We start from the raw sequence: 22125 nt of genomic DNA, 5'->3' as shown, positions 1-22125 counted from the left end.
CCTTCAGTGCTTTTGTTGTTTTGCATCAACCACCGGGATCCGCCACATGAAAATCAGCAGGCAGCTTAAAATCACCAGCAGCAGGATGCGCACCCATAACATCTTCACCAGCCATAGTGAGAGCGCGAAGGTCAGCAGGATCATAATAATCGCCCGCGGTTTCGCCCCCGGCGGCATTGCGCGATACGTTTGCCAGTGGCGCAAATAGCCGCCAAACCACGATCGGTACACAAGCCAGTGATGAAAGCGTGGCGAAGAGCGCGCAAAGCACCAGGCCGCGAGTAAAATAAATGGCGTGGTCGGCAACAGCGGCAAAAACACGCCGAGCGTACCGAGGACTACCGCCAGCCAGCCAATGATGAGTAGAATAGTGCGTCGCATAGTACGAATCGTTACGTAACTGAACGGCTAATGTAACATAGCTGTTGTAATTTACAGGAGAGAATGCGGTGAAAACCACCCGGCTACTGCATATTCTGCATCAACAGCTCGAAGAACTCCGCACCCGCGTTGCGCCACTGGCGCACTATGCCACGCTGAGCGCCCGCTTCGATCGTCATCTGTTCAAAACCCGCAGTACATTATTACAGGCTTGCGTTGATGAGGCACAGGGGCACTATGACGAACTGTGCCAGGCGGTGGAGCGGCGGCAGCTCCCGCAGGTCGCCTGGCTGGCAGAGCATCTGAGCGCACAGATTGAAGCCATTACGCGCGAAACCGCGAGCTGGACGCTACGCGGCTGGGATAACGGCTCTGCCGGTATTACAAAATGGCAGCGTAAGCGACTCCAGCACCAGGAGTTTGAACGCCGTCTGATTGAGATGAAGGCGCAGCGCGTTCAGCAGCATGCGCAGGCGACGTCGCTCGCCGATCAGCAGCGTCTGGCGCGCGAAATTGACGCGTTTACCGGCCGGATCGAGCGCTGCCACCGCGCGCTGGTCGATATCGAAAGTGTGCTGGCACGTCTGACCCGCTAATTACAGGAGAGAGAATGTCACTTGAAAACGCCCCTGACGACGTAAAACTGGCCGTCGATTTGATTATGCTGCTGGAAGAACATGCGATAGCGCCGGAAACGGTGCTGAAAGCGCTGGCGATTGTGCAGCGCGATTTTGAAAATAAATTAACTTGCCTGGAGGAAGGGGACAAGTCATCGCGTGACGTGTAAAACAGCACCTGCGCCCAGCCTCATCATGCCGGGTGGCGGCTTCGCCTTACCCGGCCTACAAAATCCTACAATATCAAAGCATTGTACGAAAATGTAGGTCTGATAAGCGCAGCGCCATCAGGCACCGGGTGGTACGGCGCTAACCGCTGAGTGGTGTAATGCCGGGTGGCGGCTTCGCCTTACCCGGCCTACAAAATCCTACAATATCAAAATGTTGTACGAAAATGTAGGCCTGATAAGCGCAGCGCCATCAGGCACTGGGTGGTACGGCGCTAACCGCTGAGTGGTGTAATGCCGGGTGGCGGCTTCGCCTTACCCGGCCTACAAAATCCTACAATATCAAAAGGTTGAACAAATATGTAGGCCCGTGCAAGCGCAGCGCCGCCGGGCATTACCGGTAAATCGGCCTTCACTATTTAACGCGGCGCTGGCATCGGATCGTCGCCCTGCACCTCGCGTTTTACTTCCAGATGCTCATCACCCTTCTCATTACGCAAATGCACTTCGAGCTGATTAAAGGCGATGTTGATATCGTTCTCGCGGCACAGTTTGTCGATTGAGCGGTTGATTTCATCGACGGTATAGCTGCGATCGCGCAGTTCACGAACATAGAGACGCAGTTCGTGATCGAGAGTGCTGGCCCCAAATGTGGTAAAGAAAACCGACGGCTCAGGATCGTGCATCACTTTCGGATGCTCTTTCGCCGCTTTAAGCAGCACCTCTTTAACTTTGTCCAGATCCGAACCATACGCCACGCCAAGTTTTATAACCACGCGGGTCACGGTATCGGAGAGTGACCAGTTGATGAGCCGCTCCGTCACGAACGCTTTATTAGGAATGATCACCTCTTTACGATCAAAGTCGGTGATCGTGGTGGCACGAATACGAATTTTACTGACCGATCCGGAAAAGGTGCCAATAGTAACCGTATCGCCAATACGCACCGGACGCTCGAACAGAATGATCAGACCCGAGACGAAGTTACCGAAAATTTCCTGTAAGCCAAAGCCGAGACCGACCGACAACGCCGCCGCCAGCCATTGCAGTTTGTCCCACGAGACGCCGAGCGCCCCGAAGACGGTCATCGTGCCGACCACCAGAATGGCGTAGTTCAGCACCGTGGTGATAGCGTAGGAGGCCCCCTGACGCATATTCAGCCGCGAGAGTACCAGCACCTCCAGCAGACCCGGCAGGTTGCGGATCAGCGCCCAGGCAACCATCGCGGCGACCAGCGCAAACAGCAGGCTGCCCATCGTGACGTTTTTAATCACGCTGACGCCCGCCTCGCTGACGTTGTAATGCCACAGCGTGATACTGTCCAGATAGGTAAACACGGTGATGAGATCTGACCAGATGGTCCAGAATACCACCGCGAACAGCGCGAGCATGAGCAGCATGGTGATACGCAACGTTTGCTGGCTCACCTGCTCCAGCGCCATCGCAGGGGCATCCTGCGGCTCTGCGCCTTCGGCACCTTCTTTAATAATATGCTGACGGCGGGCCAGCGCGCGCCGCCAGGCAATACGCCGTGCCGCCACGCTCAGCCCGCGCAACACGGTCTGGTAAAGCAGGTTCCAGATGATGACCAGATAAACCGTTTCAATCCAGCGACCGGCAAGGCGCAACGTGGTGTAGAAGTATCCCGTTACCGTCAGCACAATCAGCGCGATGGGCACAATAGAGAGTACGGTGATCGTCACCAGGCGAATGCCGCGCGACTCTTTATCCCGCCAGCTGTCGACAAAGACCGGCCAGGTCAGAATGATGATCACCACCAGGTTGAGGAAAATCACCAGTTGCCCCAGCACGTCATCCATCAGGTGCAGCGGTGAGAGTTCGGAAACCACCGACCAGAAATGCAGTGGCAGTAATGCCAGGCTGATACGCACAATTTGCCGACGCCAGTGGCCGGTGAGCTGGGCTGGCATCGTAAAGTGGCGAATGGCCACGCCGTCTTTTTCCAGCACTTTCCAGCACAGTCCGAAGATCAGCCAGAACATAGCGAGTTTCTTGCTGAACGCCCATAGAATGTCGCTGATACTGAGCTGCATCGTCAGCAGGATCAGCCCCAGCGCGAGGATGATCAGGCAGACGGGCAAGGCACGAATCAGGTCAATCAGGATCGCTTTTGGCGTATGCAATTGGCTATCATGACGCAACTGCCCCACTTCGGAGGCCAGTTTTGCCTGCCGCGCCTTTAACCATTGCAGACGCCAGCGAATAAGCCCCGCCATCAGCAATAACGGCAGCCCCGCCAGAAAAGCGATAAACACCGCAGGCCAGGCTTTTTCCCAGTTGACGGTGATGTTCATGGCGGCAAACTGATCCTGGACTGCTTTGGGAAACGCTTTCAGCCATTCCCAGTCCATCGGCTTATTACTGTTGACCCAAAAAATCTGCTGGGTGAGGATGCCTTTCAAATTCTTCGACACGCTCATTAACTGCTGCTGATTAATTTGCAGGTTAATCGCCATCATCAGATGGTTGCCAAGCTGTTTATTCAGTTGATCCAGCAGTTCACGACGCATGTCGACGACCTGCATCAGAGCGTCATGCACATCCGCATTAACGTCATTTTCATGCCCCTCTTCCAGTTTTGCCACGAAGGCATCGCTCTGGAAAAGCGCATCGCGCTGCTGGTTGATGGCAAACTGTTCGAGGCGCAGATCCGCGATGCGGTTGGTCATATCCTCCAGTTCTTCGGCCGAAGGCAAAGTTTGCTGCTGCTGATACAAAATACGCGACAGCAGCAGACTGCCTTTCAGCACGGCAATCTGCTCTTTAATATTGCGTTCAGATTGAAGCGCGCGATCCAGCCAGTTCTTTACTTTAATATTCTGCTGAACCAGATCGTTGCCATTTTGCGTGGCCTGAATGAGCCGCTCGCTGAGCTGATGGTTAACCTCCAGTGCCTGTTTCACCAGCGGATTGGCCTGGATACGCGCGGTTTCATCCGGTGAAATGGCCTCCTGCGCGGTCTTTTCGGTCAGGCTTAAACGCTTGCTGTTGACCGCTTCCTGCAATAGCTGCAACTGGTGCTCCAGCCGGTTACTGTTGGCGGTGACATAATCGCGCTGCTTTTGCAGGGTATCCTGAAGGACAGTATTGCCTTCCAGGCTTTTACGTTGCTGATCGATTTGCGCGTTAAGCAGCGCCTGCTGTGCCGTCAACAGGGTTTGCTGGGAGGGACGCAACGCCGCTTCGCCGGACACGTTCAGGCGATTACGGATTTGCTGAAGCTGCTGCGACGCGTTAAACATCGCGTTCTGCACGCGCTCCGGCTGCGTTTGTAGCGATACCAGCTGGCTGTTATAGCTGGCCAGATCGTTTTGGGCGGTCTGCAAATCATCCAGCGTTTGCGTCACCCTCGCTTCAAGCTGGCGCAACGAGAGTGCCGCCAGGGTGTTACGCGTCTCGTCATCACTGTCTTTATCACCGAGGGCGTTCAGGCCCTCTGTCGCCTGGCGCATTTTTTCGGGCGCTTGCGCGACCCGCTGGCGAAACTGGGCCATGTCAGCTTTGATCCGTTCAATTTTATCAAGGGCATCCAGCGTGTCCGTGAGATCTTGTTGAACGAGTTTATCCTGAGCGGAGAGATCTTTTTGCTTATTAAGGGCCGTTAACTGTGACTGAAGTTCAGCACGGTCATTGACATCGCCTGTCGCCGGGGCGCGAGCCTGAAGCGGTGAAAAACTGCCGAGAAAAAGCATCCAGGCCAGCAAAAACAGGCCGACAGCTTTCCGTAAATTTACGTTGCGTAGCATAGTATTAGCGTGAGTGATTAATAGACCGGTTCCACCGGGGATGGTTGCGGGCGAAGAATATCACGGCTCAGGAAAGCAGAGTAGTATCCCCTGGGAAAATCATGGTTTTCAGGAATGGGGCGCGCACAGGCTGGGGCAGCGCTGATACATTTCCAACAAAATAGCCACAAAGTCACGAGCTTCATTTTTTAGATCAAAAGACTCCGGCGCAAATAGCCAGTTCTCCATAATGCCGGAGATATAACAGCGCATCAGAATCGCGGCGCGGCGGGTAAGCAGATCCTCAGGCAGCATTTTGGATTCAATACAGCGGGTTAGCGCTTGTTCTATCCGGTCGTAGCTCTCCAGGCAAAGGCTACGTTGCGCTTGCTGGACGACCGCCATCTCCCCCACAAATTCACATTTATGGAAGATAATCTCCATCATCAAGCGCCGCCGCTCCACCATGACCGTCGCTTCAAGGACATAAATTAATATTTCTCGTAACACTGACAGTGGATCGTCCGGGAATTTTGCCTGATACTCAATCTCGAGGTCGGCGATGCTGGATTCTGATAGCTCCCATATTTCACTGAAAAGTTCTGACTTGTTTTTGAAATGCCAGTAGATAGCACCGCGCGTCACCCCGGCTGATTTGGCAATATCAGCCAGCGAGGTTGCTGAGACCCCCTGCTGAGAAAACAGACGCATCGCCACATCCAGAATATGCTGGCGCGTTGCAAGTGCTTGTTGTTTGGTTTTTCGTGCCATAAGCAGGTGAATTTACAGAGGTCAGATTTACATACATTTGTGAATGTATGTACCATAGCACGACGATAATAGAAACGCAGCAATGGGTTGATGAGCGATAGCGCCATTGATCAATTTGAAATCGGACACTTGAGGTTTACTTATGAACAAAAACAGAGGGTTTACGCCTCTGGCGGTCGTTCTGATGCTTTCAGGCAGCTTAGCGCTAACAGGATGTGACGACAAACAGGAACAACAAGGAGCACAACAGATGCCGGAAGTCGGTATCGTCACGCTCAAATCTGAACCTCTACAAATGACAACCGAGTTGCCCGGCCGCACCAGCGCTTTTCGCATTGCGGAAGTTCGTCCTCAGGTCAGCGGTATTATCCTGAAACGTAACTTTACAGAAGGCAGCGACGTTAAAGCAGGTGTCTCGCTTTATCAGATTGATCCGGCCACCTATCAGGCATCCTATGAAAGTGCAAAAGGCGATTTAGCGAAGGCAGAAGCCGCCGCGAAAATTGCCCAGGTCACGGTGAACCGTTATCAGAAACTGATCGGCACACAATATATCAGCAAGCAGGATTACGACACGGCGCAGGCGGATTACCAGCAGGCGAACGCCGCCGCCATTGCCGCGAAAGCCGCAGTCGAAACGGCGCGTATTAATCTCGCCTATACCAAAGTGACCTCCCCTATCAGCGGTCGGATCGGTAAATCGTCCGTGACCGAAGGTGCGCTGGTGCAGAGCGGGCAAACCAATGCGCTGGCTACCGTTCAGCAACTGGACCCGATTTACGTCGATGTGACCCAGTCGAGCGATGATTTCCTGCGTTTACGTCAGGAAATGGCCAACGGCACGCTGAAGCAGGAAAACGGCAAAGCGAAGGTTGAAGTTATCGGCAACGACGGCAAGACCTATGCTCAGAGCGGTACGCTGGAATTTTCTGATGTGACGGTCGATCAGACGACCGGATCTATCACTCTGCGTGCGGTGATCCCTAACCCTGACAATGCGTTACTGCCGGGCATGTTTGTCCGCGCGCGTCTGGAAGAAGGCACTAACCCGAATGCGCTGCTGGTTCCACAGCAGGGCGTAACCCGCACCCCGCGCGGGGAAGCTACTGCCATGGTGGTTGGTGAGGGCGACAAAGTTGAAGTCCGCCAGATCAAAACCTCTCAGGCGATTGGCGATAAATGGCTGGTGACTGACGGTTTGAAGACCGGCGACCGCGTGATTGTGACAGGACTGCAAAAAGTACGTCCGGGCGCTCAGGTTAAAGCCCAGGAAGTCACTTCTGACAAAAAAGAGCAAGCGCCTGCCGCTGGCCAGTCAGAACAAACTCAGTCTTAACTTAAACAGGAGCCGTTAAGTCATGGCTAAGTTTTTTATCGATCGCCCCATTTTTGCCTGGGTCATCGCGATCATCATCATGCTGGCAGGGGGGCTTGCGATCCTCAAATTGCCGGTGGCGCAATATCCAACGATTGCCCCACCAGCCATTTCGATCTCAGCCACCTATCCTGGCGCAGATGCAAAAACGGTTCAGGATACCGTAACCCAGGTTGTCGAACAGAATATGAACGGTATCGACAACCTGATGTATATGTCCTCCAACAGTGACTCCACCGGTACAGTGCAGATCACGCTGACCTTTGAGTCCGGAACCGATGCGGATATTGCGCAGGTTCAGGTGCAGAACAAATTGCAGCTGGCGATGCCGTTACTGCCGCAGGAAGTTCAGCAGCAGGGCGTAAGCGTTGAGAAGTCGTCAAGTAGCTTCCTGATGGTTGTCGGTGTTATTAACACCAACGGCACCATGACCCAGGAGGATATTTCCGACTATGTTGCCGCCAATATGCAGGACGTTATCAGCCGTACTTCCGGCGTGGGTGATGTTCAGCTGTTTGGTTCGCAGTACGCGATGCGTATCTGGATGGACCCGAATAAGCTGAATAATTATCAGCTCACCCCGGTCGATGTGATCAGCGCCATTAACGCGCAGAACGCCCAGGTCGCTGCCGGTCAGTTAGGCGGTACGCCGCCGGTGAAAGGCCAGCAGCTTAACGCCTCGATCATTGCGCAGACCCGTCTGACCTCAACCGATGAGTTCGGCAAAATCCTGCTGAAAGTGAACCCGGATGGCTCTCAGGTTCGCCTGAAAGACGTGGCGCAAATTGAGCTGGGCGGTGAAAACTACGATGTAGTGGCGAAGTTTAACGGCCAGCCGGCGTCGGGCCTTGGGATCAAACTGGCGACCGGCGCGAACGCGCTGGATACCGCTACCGCGATCCGTGCTGAAATACAGAAGATGGAGCCGTTCTTCCCGTCAGGCATGAAGATCGTTTATCCATATGACACCACGCCGTTCGTACAGATCTCGATTCACGAAGTGGTGAAAACGCTGGTCGAAGCGATCATCCTGGTCTTCCTGGTGATGTATCTGTTCCTGCAAAACTTCCGCGCGACGCTGATCCCAACGATCGCGGTGCCGGTAGTTCTGCTCGGCACGTTTGCGGTGCTGTCCGCGTTTGGTTATTCCATCAACACCCTGACGATGTTCGGGATGGTGCTGGCGATAGGCTTGCTGGTGGATGACGCCATCGTGGTGGTGGAGAACGTCGAGCGTGTGATGGCCGAAGAGGGGCTCCCCCCGAAAGAGGCCACGCGCAAATCGATGGGGCAGATCCAGGGGGCGCTGGTCGGTATTGCGATGGTCCTGTCGGCGGTATTTATCCCGATGGCGTTCTTCGGCGGTTCGACCGGGGCTATTTATCGTCAGTTCTCGATTACTATCGTGTCGGCAATGGCGCTCTCCGTACTGGTGGCGTTGATCCTGACCCCTGCCCTGTGCGCCACTATGCTGAAACCGATTCAGAAAGGGGGCCACGGCGAGCATAAAGGTCTGTTCGGCTGGTTTAACCGCACCTTTGATAAGAGCACGCATCACTACACCGACAGCGTAGGTAACATTCTGCGCAGCACCGGGCGTTATCTGCTGCTCTATATCATCATCGTGGCGGGCATGGCGTTCCTGTTCGTTCGTCTGCCAAGCTCCTTCCTGCCGGATGAAGACCAGGGCGTGTTTCTGACGATGGCGCAGCTTCCGGCGGGCGCGACGCAGGAACGTACCCAGAAGGTGCTGGATGAGGTGACGGATTACTACCTCAATAAAGAGAAAGCCAACGTTCAGTCCGTCTTTGCGGTTAACGGTTTTGGTTTTGCCGGTCGTGGTCAGAACACCGGTATCGCCTTCGTTTCGCTGAAAGACTGGGCCGATCGTCCAGGTGATGAAAACAAAGTTGCCGCCATCACCGGGCGGGCGACGGGCACCTTCTCGCAAATTAAAGATGCGATGGTGTTTGCGTTTAACCTGCCGGCGATTGTGGAACTGGGTACGGCTACCGGCTTCGACTTCCAGCTTATCGATCAGGGCGGTCTCGGCCACGAAAAACTGACTCAGGCGCGTAACCAGCTTCTGGGCGAGGTGGGGAAACATTCGGATATGCTGACGGGTGTTCGTCCAAACGGGCTGGAAGACACGCCGCAGTTTAAAATCGACATCGATCAGGAGAAAGCGCAGGCACTGGGTGTCTCTATCAGTGATATCAACACCACGCTGGGCGCGGCCTGGGGCGGCAGCTACGTCAACGACTTCATCGACCGCGGTCGTGTGAAGAAAGTATATGTGATGTCGCAGGCGAAATACCGTATGCTGCCGAGCGATATCGATAACTGGTACGTTCGCGGCAGCGATGGTCAGATGGTGCCGTTCTCGGCCTTCTCGACGACCCACTGGGAGTATGGTTCTCCGCGTCTGGAGCGTTATAACGGCCTGCCGTCGATGGAAATTCTCGGTGAAGCGTCCGCCGGTAAGAGTACCGGTGAAGCGATGGATCTGATGGAACAGCTGGCGAGCAAACTGCCTACCGGGATCGGCTACGACTGGACGGGGATGTCTTATCAGGAACGGTTGTCTGGCAACCAGGCCCCTGCCCTGTACGCTATCTCGTTGATCGTGGTCTTCCTCTGTCTGGCGGCGTTGTATGAGAGCTGGTCTATTCCGTTCTCCGTAATGCTGGTGGTGCCGCTTGGGGTTATCGGTGCGCTGCTGGCGGCGACGTCCCGCGGGATGACCAACGACGTTTACTTCCAGGTAGGGCTGTTGACCACCATTGGTCTGTCGGCGAAGAACGCGATATTAATCGTTGAATTCGCCAAAGATCTGATGGAGAAAGAAGGCAAAGGATTGATAGAGGCGACGCTGGATGCGGTGCGTATGCGTCTGCGTCCTATCCTGATGACTTCGCTGGCGTTTATCCTTGGGGTAATGCCGCTGGTCATCAGTACCGGCGCAGGTTCCGGCGCGCAGAACGCCGTCGGTACTGGCGTAATGGGCGGGATGGTGACGGCGACCGTTCTGGCAGTCTTCTTTGTTCCGGTGTTCTTCGTGGTGGTTCGCCGCCGCTTTAGCCGCAAGAATGAAGATGTTGAGCACAGTCATTCGGTTAAGCATCCGTAACGCTGATACATAACAAGGGCCGCGCAAGCGGCCTTTTTTATGTGCTGAGCAGCAAACAACAAAACATTTATTATTTATGTGTGACAAATAAGTCAGCGGAATTATCACATAATATTAAGAAATTTCCTGGCTGCTATCATCACCATAATAGAAACATGGGCCCTATTTCTCATGAGCACGCAATCGAAGTTTGCGCAATAATGTTTAAAATCATTTCTGTTACGCTGCGGTGTTCAGAAAAGTATTAAAACGTCAGAATTGTAATTTTTCGTTCCAGAGCGGTGAAATCTGTTTAAGAGTAGATTATAGTTAGAGTATCAGGAATGAGCGTAAGCTTCAGGTTAGTGAGTTGTATCCATCCCACACAGTGTTCGCTAGCAGGTGTCTAAAACATTTATAAGGGGATGCGCTATGGACGAATACTCGCCAAAAAGACACGATATCGCACAGCTTAAATTTCTCTGTGAAAACCTGTATCATGACTGTATTGCCAACCTCGATGAGAGCAATCATGGCTGGGTGAACGATCCCACCTCGGCGATCAACCTTCAGTTAAACGATCTTATCGAACACATTGCTACCTTCGCGCTTAATTATAAAATTAAGTACAACGAAGATAATAATCTGGTTATGCAGATTGATGAATATCTGGACGACACTTTTATGTTGTTCAGCAACTATGGCATTAGCACGCAGGATTTGCAGAAGTGGCGTAAATCCGGTAATAACCTGTTTCACTGCTTTGTTAATGTGAGCCAGGCTAATCCGGCGAGACTCTCCTGCTAATACGATAACAATCAACAAGGTACATCTATGACTGACAAAGCATTAACCAAGACTGATTATTTGATGCGTTTGAGGCGCTGTCAGACAATCGACACCCTCGAACGTGTCATTGAAAAGAACAAATATGAATTATCAGATAATGAGCTGGTTGTATTTTACTCAGCCGCCGATCATCGTCTTGCAGAACTGACCATGAATAAGCTTTACGATAAAATCCCGCCTTCTGTATGGCAATTTATTCGCTAATACCTTGTTTATTATTCAGGATATGAATTACGTTACGATTTCTCCTCTTTTTCCTTTATCTCAGCCGTAAAATGGGATTCGCATCACACTGTATGACGGGGAACGTTCCCTGCGGCATGGATACCCTTTAAGGTAGCTCCGTGTAAACAGGAGCGCCGTATGAGTGAAGAAAAACGCAAAATGATCGCCGGTGAACGCTACCGCCCTGGAGATGAAACGCTCAGGGCAGACCGTCTGCGCGCCAGGCATTTAATCCATCGTTATAACCATACCGACCCCGACGAACGTGCTGTACGTAAAGCGCTGTTGGGCGATCTGCTGGGCAAGAGTGAGGGCGCGTATATCGAACCGAGCTTTCGCTGCGATTATGGTTACAATATCCATCTCGGCGCTAATTTTTATGCCAATTTCGATTGTGTGATGCTGGACGTGTGTCCTGTCCACATCGGTGATAACTGCATGCTGGCTCCCGGCGTGCATATTTACACCGCAACGCATCCGCTGGATCCCACCGAGCGTAATAGCGGCATTGAACTGGGCAAACCGGTAACGATTGGCGATAACGTCTGGATCGGCGGACGCGCGATTATCAATCCGGGCGTCACCATCGGGAATAACGTGGTGGTTGCCTCCGGCGCGGTGGTGGTCAAAGATGTTCCTGACAATGTCGTGGTCGGCGGCAATCCGGCACGGGTGATTAAAACCATCCCCGTGTAACTGTTATGCTTTTTCGCAACCCATCTGTTACTTTTTGTTGGCTTTATTACAACTTAAAATGGGATGTTTCACTGCGTTTGTAGAAGAATAAAGGCCCAACATGACAGAAATACAGCGACTGCTGACGACAACCATTGACGAACTTAATGCCCGCGAAAAACGCGATAATCGCCCGCGCTTTAGCATCAGCTTCATTCGCAATCATCCCGGCCTGTTTGTCGGTATGTACATCGCCTGGTTTGCCACGCTGGTCGTAATGCTGCGTTCCGAAACGCTGGCAGATTCCGTCTGGCTACTGGTGGTGCTGTTTATTCTGTTCAACGCTTTCTTCTTTTTTGACGTCAATCCCCGCTACCGTTATGAAGATATCGACGTGCTGGATTTCCGCGTCTGTTTTAACGGCGAGTGGTATAACACCCGTTTCGCTCCTGAGCAGTTGATTAACAACATCCTGCAATCGCCGCGCGTTGAAGAGCCCTATAAGGCGCAGTTGCAGAAGATGATCGCCACCAAAGGCGATCTCTCTTTCTATGATATTTTTACCCTTGCCCGCGCTGAGGCTGCGCAATCAGCCGGTTAAGCGTACGTACTGCGGTCAGGTAGTGCGAAGCCGACGTATTGCCATAGCCGAGGATCAATCCGCACTGCGCGGCGGTGAGATCAAGATATAAACGGCTGAGCGCGCCCGGCGCTAACTGATAACGCCGCGCCTGCTCTGCCAGCGCAACATCGTTCACCTTGTCCAGCACCACCGTCAGGTGCAGGCCCCCTTCTCCGCCCCGAACCTGATGCGGACAGCTCAGTTCACTCGCCAGCGCGTCACGCAGCGCGCCCTGCCGTTTACGGTACAGGCGGCGCATCGCGGCTAAATGGCGGGCATAGTGCCCCTCTTCGATAAAGTGCGCCAGCGCCAGTTGCTCAGCGCGATGGCCGCCACGCAATAACGCTGCAACGATCGGTTTTACCGCTTCCGCCAGCGCGGGCGGCATCACCATAAAACCAATGCGCAAAGCGGGAAACAGCGTTTTGCTGAACGTGCCCAGATAGACCACTGGCGCATTCTCCCGCATCCCCAGCATTGCCGGGATCGGCTCGCCGCTATAACGAAACTCGCTGTCGTAGTCATCTTCAACAATCCATGCGCTCTGCTGCTGCGCATACTCCAGCAGTGCCAGACGGCGCGATGCGCTCATCACCTGGCCGAGCGGGTACTGATGCGACGGTGAGGTAAAAATCAGCGCGGGTGTCGCCGACGTTTTATCTAACGCCAGGCCTTCTTCATCAATCGGTATGCCGATAACCCGCAGGCCCGCCGTCATAAAGACGCTTTTCGCTCCCGGATAACCGGGATCTTCTACCCACGCCACATCACCCGCCTGGCTAAGAATGTGGGTACACAAACTCATCCCCTCCAGAGAACCTTCGGTGATCACTATCTGACTGGCATCGCAATGAATGCCGCGCGACAGCGCGAGGTGGCGGGCAATCGCCACTCTTAAGCGCGGTTCTCCCGCCGGATCGCCATAGCCCAGCAGCAAACTGCCTTCACTGCGCAGCACTTTATCCAGCAGGCGACGCCAGAGAGAGAGCGGGAAATAATTGGTCGCAGGCAAACCGGGCGTCAGCCAGAGCGCGGGAGAATCGCGACGGGTGCCGACTGGCAAATGTAGTAATCGGGCGGCCAGCGTGACGGGCTGAGCAGATGACACGTCGGCCCCTGGCGAAGAAGGTAAAGGGGAAACGGTGGTACCCTGCCGGTTGCGCGTGAGGTAACCTTCGATGGCGAGCTGTTCCAGCGCGGCGTTTATCGTATTGCGCGAGACCGTTAGCGCTTCTGCCAGTATGCGCGAGCCCGGCAGACGACTGCGCGGCTGCAATTTACCCGCAAGAATAACCTCCCGCAGCACACGGTATAGCGCGCGCTGGCGCGTATCGGTCGCGCGCGTTTCCAGCGCCTGTCGCAGTAGCCTGTATAACGCTTCATCCGGAATATTCACCCTGCCCTCTCTTGCGTGGTACTACTGAAAACCAATGATCTGGCACTTTCTATAGAGCCACAGTGAGCATACGCTGACCTTCCCAGCTACTGAAGGAGTTTATGATGAGTGAACTGAATCAATTTGGTCAGCCCGTGGGCGATGCCCTGCCCGACTGGCAGTCGCGCCCCCATCCCCAACGCGTTACGCTTGAAGGGCACTATTGCCGACTGGAGCCGCTGGAAAGCCGTCACGCCAGCGCCCTGTTTTCAGCGTATGCCACCGCCGACGATACCCGGAGCTGGACCTGGCTATTACGCGAACCGGACGCCAGTGAAGAGGCTTATCGCCAGTGGATTGAGAGCGTATCTGACCTGAGCGATCCGATCCATTTTGCGGTTATCGACCGGCGAACCGGTTTACCCGCAGGCACGCTGGCGCTGATGCGGATTGATGCCAATAATGGCGTAGTGGAGGTGGGACATGTTCACTTTTCACCGCGGCTCAGCCAGACGCCGATGTCAACCGAAGCCCAGTGGCTGTTGATGCGCTACGCTTTTGACACCCTCGGTTATCGACGCTACGAATGGAAATGCAACAGTTTGAATGAACCTTCGCGCCGGGCGGCGCAGCGGCTGGGTTTTCAGTATGAAGGACGTTTTCGTCAGGCGCTGGTGATTAAGGGGCACAATCGCGATACCGACTGGTTTTCGATTATCGACAGTGAATGGCCCGCCGTGGATCGCGCGCTGCGGGCCTGGCTTGCCGCCGACAATTTTACTGCCGACGGCAGGCAGAAACGCGCCCTGCAAAGCCTGCGTGCTTAACGTCTTTTCTTACGTCCCTGCACCGCTTTAAAGCGCGGGTTTGACTTGCAGATGACGTACAGACGTCCCTTGCGTTTAACAATCTGGCAATCCGGGTGGCGCTGTTTAGCGCTGCGTAAGGAATTGAGTACCTGCATAATTTAGCTCCTTTTTGCGCCAATAAAACGCCCGTAGCGCTGCTGGAAACGGGCGGCGCTGCCCTCATTACTCAGGGTTTTCTGTTTCCCGGTGTAATAAGGATGAGAAGCAGATGAGACATCAAGCGTGACGTAAGGATACGTCACCCCTTCCAGTTCAATTTCACGATCGGTCCTGATGGTAGAGCCAACCTTAAAATATTCGTCCACGCTGGTGTCGTGAAATACGACGGTACGGTAATGCGGATGGATATCCGGTTTCATAACAACCCCAATTCATATGTTATAACATAACACTAAAATAGCCTGGCCGTAATGAAAGATCAAGTGGCGTCTCGCGTAAAAGGCACCACTCTGCGTGCAGAGTGGCAACGGATCATGGTTCTCTGCCAACCAGCATGGTCGTCAGCACAAACGAGAGGATCAGCGCCATCGCCACGCCGGAAATCGCGAAGACAAAATAGGGCCCGATATAGGCTGGCAGGCTAAAAATACTTGATAAAATATAGCCGTACAGCCGCACGCCGAAGAACGCAATGAACGCCGAAGCCAGCGAGCTGGCAACCGTTGCCGCGATAAACGCTTTCTTGTAGCGCGTCAGTACGCCAAACAGCGCAGGCTCGGTGATCCCCAGCAGCGCCGAGATAGCCGCCGACAGCGTCACCGTTTTTTCCTGGCGATCGCGACTGATACGCCAGATAGCAAAGGTGGCACCGGCAATCGCCATATTCGCCATGAACATCATCGGCATCAGCATGTCATAGCCGCGATCGCTGAAGTTTTGCAGCGCAATGGGCGTCATCGCGTGATGCATACCGGTCAAAATCGCCACCGGGCGAATGGCCCCAACGATTAATCCCGCGAAACTCGCCGATACGCTAAACAGTCCTTCAATAAACCAGGCCAGCGCTTTACCCAGCCAGATACCGATAGGCCCGATGATCACCAGCGCCGCTAATGCCGCCAGAAACAGGGTAAGCGTTGGCGTAAAAACCGTTTTCAGGATGTCCGGCATAAAACGATCCACCCAGCGATGGATGTAACTCAATGCCAGAATGGAGAAGATCACCGGGATCACGCTGGAGGCGTAATTAAATACCGGGACCGGCACCGCGTCGAGCAGCCAGAACGCGCTGGCCGCCCCGTCCTGATGCGCCGCCAGGGCTTTGGCTGCTTCAATCAGCGAAGGATACATCAGGCAGGCGGCTACGGCGGCGGCGAGGTATTCGTTGGTTTTGAAAATCTTCGCCGCCGATACCGCGAGGAAAAACGGCAGAAAGTAGAACACGCCGCTGGCAATCAGATCGATGATAATCACCGTATCGCTTTTGGCGGGCACCACCTGTAGCGCAACCAGCCCGGCCAGCAAGCCTTTGATCATCCCGGCCCCTGCAATGGCCGGTACGATAGGACCAAACACGCCGGATACCGTATCCATAAACAGCGATACCAGGCTTTTCCGCTCTTGCTTACCGCGCGGGGCCGCCGGCGCTTTTTGCCCCAGTGCCGTCAGCAGTTGCTCGTACCAGCCGTTGACCTTTGGACCGATAATAATCTGAAACTGATCGCTCTGGATCTGCGCGCCCAGCACACCCGGCAATTTCTTAATCTCACTTTGATCGACTTTATTATCATCCACTAAATCAAAACGCAGACGGGTCATGCAATGCCAGACGTTATTGATATTGTCCTGCCCGCCCACCAGCCGAATAATACTGGTAATCGCTTCTTCCGTTCCCATAACAACTCCTGCCCGCTACCCTGATAGTGTTAAGTGCTGTTACAGAGGGTAGAGAAACCGACAGGACAAAACAAACCAATAAAATATGAACGCGCTCACACTTTACTTACTACAAAGAGGATAAAGGGAATAAAACCTGTAATTGGTACGTTTTTTAATTAAAAAAATAAAAAATAACTGACCAAAATAAATAATAAAAAAACCGTTTACCTGCCCGTAAATTTTAGAGGATGATAATCAGCATATTGCATTCAGTGAATGAGTTCACCGCAGCACAGGAGTAATTGCCGTGACCCCAACCATCATCAAAAACATCGAGTGTTTCGTCACCCGTCCCGACCGTCATAATCTGGTTACCGTTCGCGTGACCACGGATAAAGGCGTCACCGGCCACGGCTGCGCGACGTTCCAGCAGCGTCCACTGGCCGTAAAAACGATGGTCGAGGAGTATCTGACGCCTCTGCTCACGGGCCGTGATGCCAATCACATTGAGGACCTGTGGCAGATGATGAACGTTAACGCTTACTGGCGTAACGGTCCGGTGATGAATAACGCTATTTCGGGTGTCGATATGGCGCTGTGGGATATTAAATCGCAGCTGGCCGACATGCCGCTCTACCAGTTGCTTGGGGGGAAATCACGCGACGCGATTGCCGCCTATACGCACGCCAGCGGCGAGACGCTGGAACAACTGTTCACGGCTGTCGATGGGTTACTGGCGCAGGGATACCAGCACATCCGTTGCCAGCTCGGCTTTTACGGCGGCACGCCTGAGCAGCTGCGTACGCCGGATAATCCCACTACCGGAGCGTATTATTCCCAACAAGAGTACCTGCATAACACCGTCGCCATGTTCCGGGCGCTGCGGGAGAAGTACGGCGAAAAACTGAATATTTTGCATGATGTGCATGAGCGGCTGTTTCCGCAGCAGGCGGTACAACTGGCAAAACAGCTCGAGCCTTACTGTCCGTGGTTTATCGAAGATATCCTGCCGCCCCAGCAGAGCGCCTGGCTGGAGCAGGTCCGCCAGCACAGCAGCGTGCCGCTGGCGATGGGCGAGCTGTTTAATAATCCTGCCGAATGGCACGATCTGATCGTGAACCGGCGCATTGATTTTATTCGCTGCCATATTTCGCAGATCGGCGGGATCACGCCTGCGCTTAAGCTGGCCGTTCTGTGTCAGGCATTTGGCGTTCGCCTCGCGTGGCACGGGCCGGGCGATATGAGTCCCATTGGCGTCGCGGTGAATACCCACCTGAATATCCATCTGCACAACGCGGCGATTCAGGAGTTTATTCCTCGTTCTGCCGCTACCGACGCCGTTTTTCCCGGTGCGCCGCAGGTTAAAGAGGGGTTTATTTATCCGCCGGAGCAGTCAGGTATTGGGGTAGCATTTGATGAAACGCTGGCGAAGCAGTATCCGGTGGTGTACCGCCCGCACGACTGGACGCAAAGCCGCCTCGCCGACGGCGCGATTCACACCCCCTGACGCCAGGCGAGGTTATCGCGATTGTGGGGAATGACATACGTGCAGGTGTAGTTGATATCAATAATATCGCTGATTTCATACACCTGGCCGCCGTTTAATATCCCGCGATTATTAATATGCATCGCCGGGCTGCCTTTTTTACAGCCCAACAGCGCTGCCTGCTCACGGCTGACGCTGACCGCCCGATAACTGGTCAGCAGATGTGAAATCTGATAGCCCTTGCTCAGCACATATCGCTGTAGCGATTGCTCAATCACCTGCTGATTAAGATCGGCAAACAGCGTAACCGGCATACGCGAGATTTCAATCTGCACGGCCATCTCATCGACATAGCGCAGCCGGCAAAACTGCCAGATAAACGTCTCTTCGCCGATGCCAAAAATCTGCTGCTCATCGCGGTCAGGCCGCTTTTTATGCAGGCTAATCATTCGAAAGCGGATCTGATCGAAGCGTTTTTCGGTAATGGAGTTGTATACCAGCGGATTGCTATGCGCCGACGCGTTGATCCAGATCCCGGAGCCCTGCACAATCCGCACGACGCCAATCCGTACCAGCTTTTCCAGCGCCTGCCGGATCGTGAAGCGCGACACGCCATACTCTTCAGCAAGCTGGCGCTCCGGCGGAAGTTTACGCGAACCAGAGGGATCGTTCTGATAGATTTTACTAAGCAGATCCTGCGTAACAAATTCGCTTTTTTTCATAGCGCTCTCGCTAAATTAGATCAAAGTATAATAGCGGATCCAGCGCTATTATTTGCAGATACTTTCTTTAGTAGCGCGCCATTTGTCGCCAGACAGGAAGATCAACTATGCGAACCCGGCGTCTGATCGTGTTGATCTCCGCTGTACTGATTATTACCGCGCTACTGCTGGTCAGCCTGAGCGTCTGGGTGGCGCATCAAAACGCCACCCGGCTTTTTACCGGTGAACTAGAAAGCTTTTCTGCCAGAGTGATGTTACGTACCACGATGGTCGCCAACCAGGCTGAAGAGGCGCTGCAACGGCTGGAGGCGATTAACGTCCCACCGTGCAGTCGCGAGCATTTACTGGAGATGCGTCGCGTCTCTTACAGCCGCCGCTATATTCAGGAAATCCTTTATTTCAGAGGGCTTCAGCCCGTTTGCTCGTCGCTGGAGGGCATCAAAAAAAGCGCCGCTTTTCCGCAGCCGTTAGCGATGACGCCCAAAGGCTATCGCTTCTGGTATACCGCAAAAAGCGATCTGGGTATTGAGCATGATATGGTCGCGCTCGGCAGCGCGCACTATGTCGTGATGATCGACCCCGAATCGTTGATTGATGTTCTGCCCTATGGAGCCTGGCCGATCAACGTCGCCCTGATCGGCATCAAAAGAAACCTGGTGATTGCCAGCAGCGCGCCGCTGGCGGACAACGGTTGGGTACAGGCGATACACACGCATCAGACGCAGTTCCAGCATCACGATATTATGTACCATATTACGCGCTACCCGGCGCTCAACGTGGCCACGCTGACCTGGACCTCGACTACCCCGCTGGATCGGGACTGGCAACGCCAGTTGTTGTACTGGCTTCCCTTTGGCGGGGCCGTAAGCCTGCTGGCGGCCTGGCTTATCCTGCGCATCCTGCGCATCCTGCGCCGCCTTCAGTCGCCACGCCAGCGGCTGCTGGAGGCGATCCGCGCCAGGGAGATTGTTGTTCATTATCAGCCGATCATGGTACTTGAAGATGGACGACTGGCGGGCGCGGAAGCGCTGGCCCGCTGGCCGCAACCCGACGGCACCTTTCTCGCGCCGGATATTTTTATCTCCCTGGCGGAACAAACCGGGCTTATAACGCCACTTACGGAGTTGATTGTGGAGAGCGTTTTCGCCGATTTAGGGCAGTGGCTGCAACAGCATCCGGATCTGCATATTTCCATTAATATTTCGGCAACCGATCTGGGCAATCCCGCCCTCCCGACGCTACTGGAGCAGCATATCGCCTACTGGCATCTTGATGCCGGACAAATTGCGCTGGAGTTGACCGAACGCAGTTTTGTCGATTCTAAAATGAGCGCCCCGGTTATCGCAGGTTATCGAAAAATGGGCCATGCTATTTATATTGATGATTTTGGCACCGGCTTTTCCAGTCTTAGCTATCTACATGGGATGGAAGCCGACCTGCTTAAAATCGATAAGTCTTTCGTTGAGGCGCTGGAATATAACAACGTCACGCCGCACATCATTACGCTGGCAAAAACGCTACATCTCAAAATGGTGGCGGAAGGTATCGAAACCCCACAGCAGGAAGCCTGGCTACGCGAGCATGGCGTCGAGTTTGGGCAAGGCTGGCTTTACAGTAAGGCTCTTGATAAACAGGCATTTATTGCCTGGACCGAAAGGAGGTAACGTCGATGAAAAAGCAAAGCTGGCCGGTGGAAGATGTTCGTCACTGGCTGGAACCGGGCCCTGTCGTCCTTATCAGCAGCCGCTGGCGGGAACAGGATAATATTATGACGCTTGGCTGGCATACCATCCTTGAGTTCTCCCCTTCGCTGGTAGGCTGCATGATTTCAGCAGGCAATGCCAGCTTTGAGCGTATTCGTCAGAGCGGTGAATGCGTGATTAATTTGCCCGACGTCACGATGGCTGACACGGTGGCAAAAATCGGCAACTGTAGCGCGGAGACCACCAGTAAGTTTGACGCCTTCTCTCTGACGGCGGAAAAAAGCCAGCAGGTCAGCGCGCCGTCCATTGCAGAATGCCATGCCAATTTCGAATGCCGTCTGTACGACGACGCGATGATTGAGCGCTACAACTTTTTCATTTTTGAAGTGGTTGCCGCTCGCGTTAAACCTGAGCCGGAATGGCCGCAAACCCTGCACTATACGGGTGACGGGATATTTCGTACCGATGGCGACGTCATCGATCGCAAGAAATGGTTTACCAAAGTATCCTGAATCGTATGCGCCAAAGAAAATAGCGGCGGGTAACATCCCCGCCGTAAACGTCATCCCTGAACAAGATGAGGTGGTAAAATAACTTTCTCATTTTCGTCATCATGACGTTCTGCTATTTCACTTTAATGATTCAGGTGTGACAGCAATATTATTGCTGAGGGGGGATCGGGAATCCTTTCAGCGAAATGATAAAGCTTCCGCCCTCTTTTTTAATTTTCGCCCCGGTATCGCACCAGTCTGACGCGATACGAAAAAACTCATCGCTGCCAACATTCCAGTTAAGGCGAACCTGTTTAACATAGCCTGAACGCAACAGCTCACAGGCTTCGGTATAACTACGCGCTACTGAGGTTTGTGGTTTCATTTTCTCTTCTTCAGAATTTTTCGTAATGCTTTGATTTCTTTAGGAGTGAATGGATTAACTTCCTCTTCAGTATGCTGACTATCAATGTCATCTTCCGAAACGTCCACATCATCGGCCAGTTCGAACGCCGACTGCAATAATTTCTCCGTTGCGGTACTCAAATTCTCATTATTCGCTTCTGCATACTGACGAAGCTTATCTTTCAGCGTCTCTTCAATTTTGACATTCAAGACTACAGTAGTCATGTTTAACGCTTCCCTTGTAGGTAATATACAACGTTGATTTATTGTGCGTTCCACAGATAATTCTTATCCCGAAACTAATCTCATTGTTATTCTGCCTGTGATTTATGACAGAAGAATGAAGGAATTTTTTCAGGATGATGACCGATAGCTTTTCAGGAAAAAATAATGATGAAGACTTAGCCGTGGAGAGGCTTAACGGCACTAAAAGGAGGCTGAAACCGGCGAGTTCAGGAGATTAAAGGGAGTTGAGACTGAAGAATTGGGTGGGGGCCCTGCCAGCTACATCCCGGCACACACGTCATCTGCTCTGGCTGCTTCCTTCCGGATCTGACCTGGTAAACAGAGTAGCGTTGCGGGAGAACCAACAGAGCCCCCATTGAGAGCGTTGTAACCAACGCGCAGGCGCATTATCACTGCTGAGACCGGCAATTGCAAGCCAGGGAGAACCGTATGCTGGTTTATTGCACAAGCGCTTTTTCTGACTTCACACGCCC

At 53.5% G+C, this 22125-nt stretch carries 22 protein-coding genes and 1 other RNA gene; 12 read left to right on the top strand and 11 right to left on the bottom strand.

Annotated elements, in window-relative coordinates; genetic code table 11:
- Positions 1–3 precede the first annotated feature (3 nt).
- Positions 4–381 (bottom strand): DUF454 family protein, encoded by a 378-nt coding sequence (locus INT84_RS01015; RefSeq protein WP_176917465.1) that lies wholly within the window; start codon positions 379–381, stop codon positions 4–6.
- A gap of 68 nt (positions 382–449) precedes the next feature.
- Between INT84_RS01015 and priC the strand changes: the two genes are divergently transcribed.
- Positions 450–977, top strand: a complete 528-nt coding sequence (gene priC / locus INT84_RS01010; protein WP_194205274.1) for a primosomal replication protein N'' — start codon at positions 450–452, stop codon at positions 975–977.
- 14 nt (positions 978–991) lie between these two features.
- On the top strand, positions 992–1168 hold the full coding sequence (gene rsmS, locus INT84_RS01005; RefSeq protein ID WP_194205273.1) for a pleiotropic regulatory protein RsmS: 177 nt from the start codon (positions 992–994) through the stop codon (positions 1166–1168).
- 416 nt (positions 1169–1584) lie between these two features.
- Here the strand turns inward: rsmS and mscK are convergent, their stop codons facing one another.
- A complete protein-coding gene (gene mscK / locus INT84_RS01000) occupies positions 1585–4932 on the bottom strand; it encodes a mechanosensitive channel MscK (RefSeq protein ID WP_194205272.1) in 3348 nt (1115 codons plus the stop codon).
- Positions 4933–5040: 108 nt separating this feature from the next.
- Positions 5041–5682: a multidrug efflux transporter transcriptional repressor AcrR gene (gene acrR, locus INT84_RS00995; protein WP_194205271.1), complete on the bottom strand. Its 642-nt coding sequence runs from the start codon at positions 5680–5682 to the stop codon at positions 5041–5043.
- A gap of 142 nt (positions 5683–5824) precedes the next feature.
- Here acrR and acrA point away from each other — a divergent pair, with 142 nt between their 5' ends.
- The 6 genes from acrA (at position 5825) to INT84_RS00965 (ending at position 12516) form a co-directional block, all read left to right on the top strand.
- On the top strand, positions 5825–7018 hold the full coding sequence (gene acrA, locus INT84_RS00990; RefSeq protein ID WP_194205270.1) for a multidrug efflux RND transporter periplasmic adaptor subunit AcrA: 1194 nt from the start codon (positions 5825–5827) through the stop codon (positions 7016–7018).
- Positions 7019–7040: 22 nt separating this feature from the next.
- Entirely contained in the window at positions 7041–10187 is a 3147-nt protein-coding gene (acrB, locus tag INT84_RS00985; RefSeq protein ID WP_194205269.1) for a multidrug efflux RND transporter permease subunit AcrB, read from the top strand.
- Between the two features lie 411 nt (positions 10188–10598).
- A complete protein-coding gene (gene tomB, locus INT84_RS00980; RefSeq protein ID WP_176917458.1) occupies positions 10599–10973 on the top strand; it encodes an Hha toxicity modulator TomB in 375 nt (124 codons plus the stop codon).
- Positions 10974–11000: 27 nt separating this feature from the next.
- Complete coding sequence (locus INT84_RS00975) at positions 11001–11219, top strand: HHA domain-containing protein (RefSeq protein WP_176917457.1); 219 nt, start codon at positions 11001–11003, stop codon at positions 11217–11219.
- A 159-nt stretch (positions 11220–11378) separates the two neighbouring features.
- Complete coding sequence (gene maa / locus INT84_RS00970; protein WP_176917456.1) at positions 11379–11936, top strand: maltose O-acetyltransferase; 558 nt, start codon at positions 11379–11381, stop codon at positions 11934–11936.
- Between the two features lie 100 nt (positions 11937–12036).
- Positions 12037–12516: a YlaC family protein gene (locus INT84_RS00965; RefSeq protein ID WP_176917455.1), complete on the top strand. Its 480-nt coding sequence runs from the start codon at positions 12037–12039 to the stop codon at positions 12514–12516.
- On the opposite strand, the gene INT84_RS00960 is transcribed toward INT84_RS00965, so the two are convergent.
- The gene (locus INT84_RS00960) at positions 12476–13933 is read right to left on the bottom strand and encodes a PLP-dependent aminotransferase family protein (protein ID WP_194205268.1); all 1458 of its coding nucleotides are present in this window, start codon (positions 13931–13933) and stop codon (positions 12476–12478) included. The two genes, INT84_RS00965 and INT84_RS00960, sit on opposite strands and share 41 nt — an antisense overlap.
- Positions 13934–14037: 104 nt before the next feature.
- Between INT84_RS00960 and INT84_RS00955 the strand changes: the two genes are divergently transcribed.
- Complete coding sequence (locus INT84_RS00955) at positions 14038–14739, top strand: GNAT family N-acetyltransferase (RefSeq protein WP_194205267.1); 702 nt, start codon at positions 14038–14040, stop codon at positions 14737–14739.
- On the opposite strand, the gene ykgO is transcribed toward INT84_RS00955, so the two are convergent.
- The 3 genes from ykgO to INT84_RS00940 form a co-directional block, all read right to left on the bottom strand.
- Complete coding sequence (ykgO, locus tag INT84_RS00950) at positions 14736–14876, bottom strand: type B 50S ribosomal protein L36 (RefSeq protein ID WP_003859006.1); 141 nt, start codon at positions 14874–14876, stop codon at positions 14736–14738. The two genes, INT84_RS00955 and ykgO, sit on opposite strands and share 4 nt — an antisense overlap.
- A 3-nt stretch (positions 14877–14879) precedes the next feature.
- Positions 14880–15140 carry a type B 50S ribosomal protein L31 gene (locus INT84_RS00945; RefSeq protein WP_103674942.1) on the bottom strand — a complete coding sequence of 87 codons (261 nt, stop codon included), beginning with the start codon at positions 15138–15140 and terminating at the stop codon, positions 14880–14882.
- Between the two features lie 112 nt (positions 15141–15252).
- On the bottom strand, positions 15253–16617 hold the full coding sequence (locus INT84_RS00940) for a PTS transporter subunit EIIC (RefSeq protein ID WP_194205266.1): 1365 nt from the start codon (positions 16615–16617) through the stop codon (positions 15253–15255).
- 289 nt (positions 16618–16906) lie between these two features.
- Between INT84_RS00940 and INT84_RS00935 the strand changes: the two genes are divergently transcribed.
- Positions 16907–18106 carry an enolase C-terminal domain-like protein gene (locus tag INT84_RS00935; RefSeq protein WP_194205265.1) on the top strand — a complete coding sequence of 400 codons (1200 nt, stop codon included), beginning with the start codon at positions 16907–16909 and terminating at the stop codon, positions 18104–18106.
- Here INT84_RS00935 and INT84_RS00930 read toward each other — a convergent pair.
- Positions 18094–18807 (bottom strand): GntR family transcriptional regulator, encoded by a 714-nt coding sequence (locus INT84_RS00930; RefSeq protein ID WP_194205264.1) that lies wholly within the window; start codon positions 18805–18807, stop codon positions 18094–18096. The two genes, INT84_RS00935 and INT84_RS00930, sit on opposite strands and share 13 nt — an antisense overlap.
- A gap of 107 nt (positions 18808–18914) precedes the next feature.
- On the opposite strand from INT84_RS00930, the gene INT84_RS00925 reads away from it, so the two are divergent.
- Positions 18915–20471: an EAL domain-containing protein gene (locus tag INT84_RS00925; protein WP_194205263.1), complete on the top strand. Its 1557-nt coding sequence runs from the start codon at positions 18915–18917 to the stop codon at positions 20469–20471.
- Between the two features lie 5 nt (positions 20472–20476).
- Entirely contained in the window at positions 20477–21022 is a 546-nt protein-coding gene (locus INT84_RS00920; protein WP_194205262.1) for a flavin reductase family protein, read from the top strand.
- Between the two features lie 148 nt (positions 21023–21170).
- Here INT84_RS00920 and INT84_RS00915 read toward each other — a convergent pair whose 3' ends face one another.
- From INT84_RS00915 to ffs, 3 genes are all read right to left on the bottom strand, one after another.
- A complete protein-coding gene (locus INT84_RS00915) occupies positions 21171–21386 on the bottom strand; it encodes a hypothetical protein (protein ID WP_176917447.1) in 216 nt (71 codons plus the stop codon).
- Positions 21383–21631, bottom strand: a complete 249-nt coding sequence (locus tag INT84_RS00910; RefSeq protein WP_194205261.1) for a DUF6364 family protein — start codon at positions 21629–21631, stop codon at positions 21383–21385. Before INT84_RS00910 ends, INT84_RS00915 begins: the two co-directional genes overlap by 4 nt.
- A gap of 270 nt (positions 21632–21901) precedes the next feature.
- An RNA gene (gene ffs / locus INT84_RS00905) (signal recognition particle sRNA small type) lies at positions 21902–21998 on the bottom strand.
- Between the last annotated feature and the right edge of the window lie 127 nt (positions 21999–22125).

Source organism: Superficieibacter sp. 1612_C1, from assembly GCF_015234305.1.
Lineage (GTDB): Bacteria > Pseudomonadota > Gammaproteobacteria > Enterobacterales > Enterobacteriaceae > Superficieibacter.
Note: the sequence above shows the minus strand (reverse complement) of the source record. Positions and strands in the feature narration are given on the sequence as shown.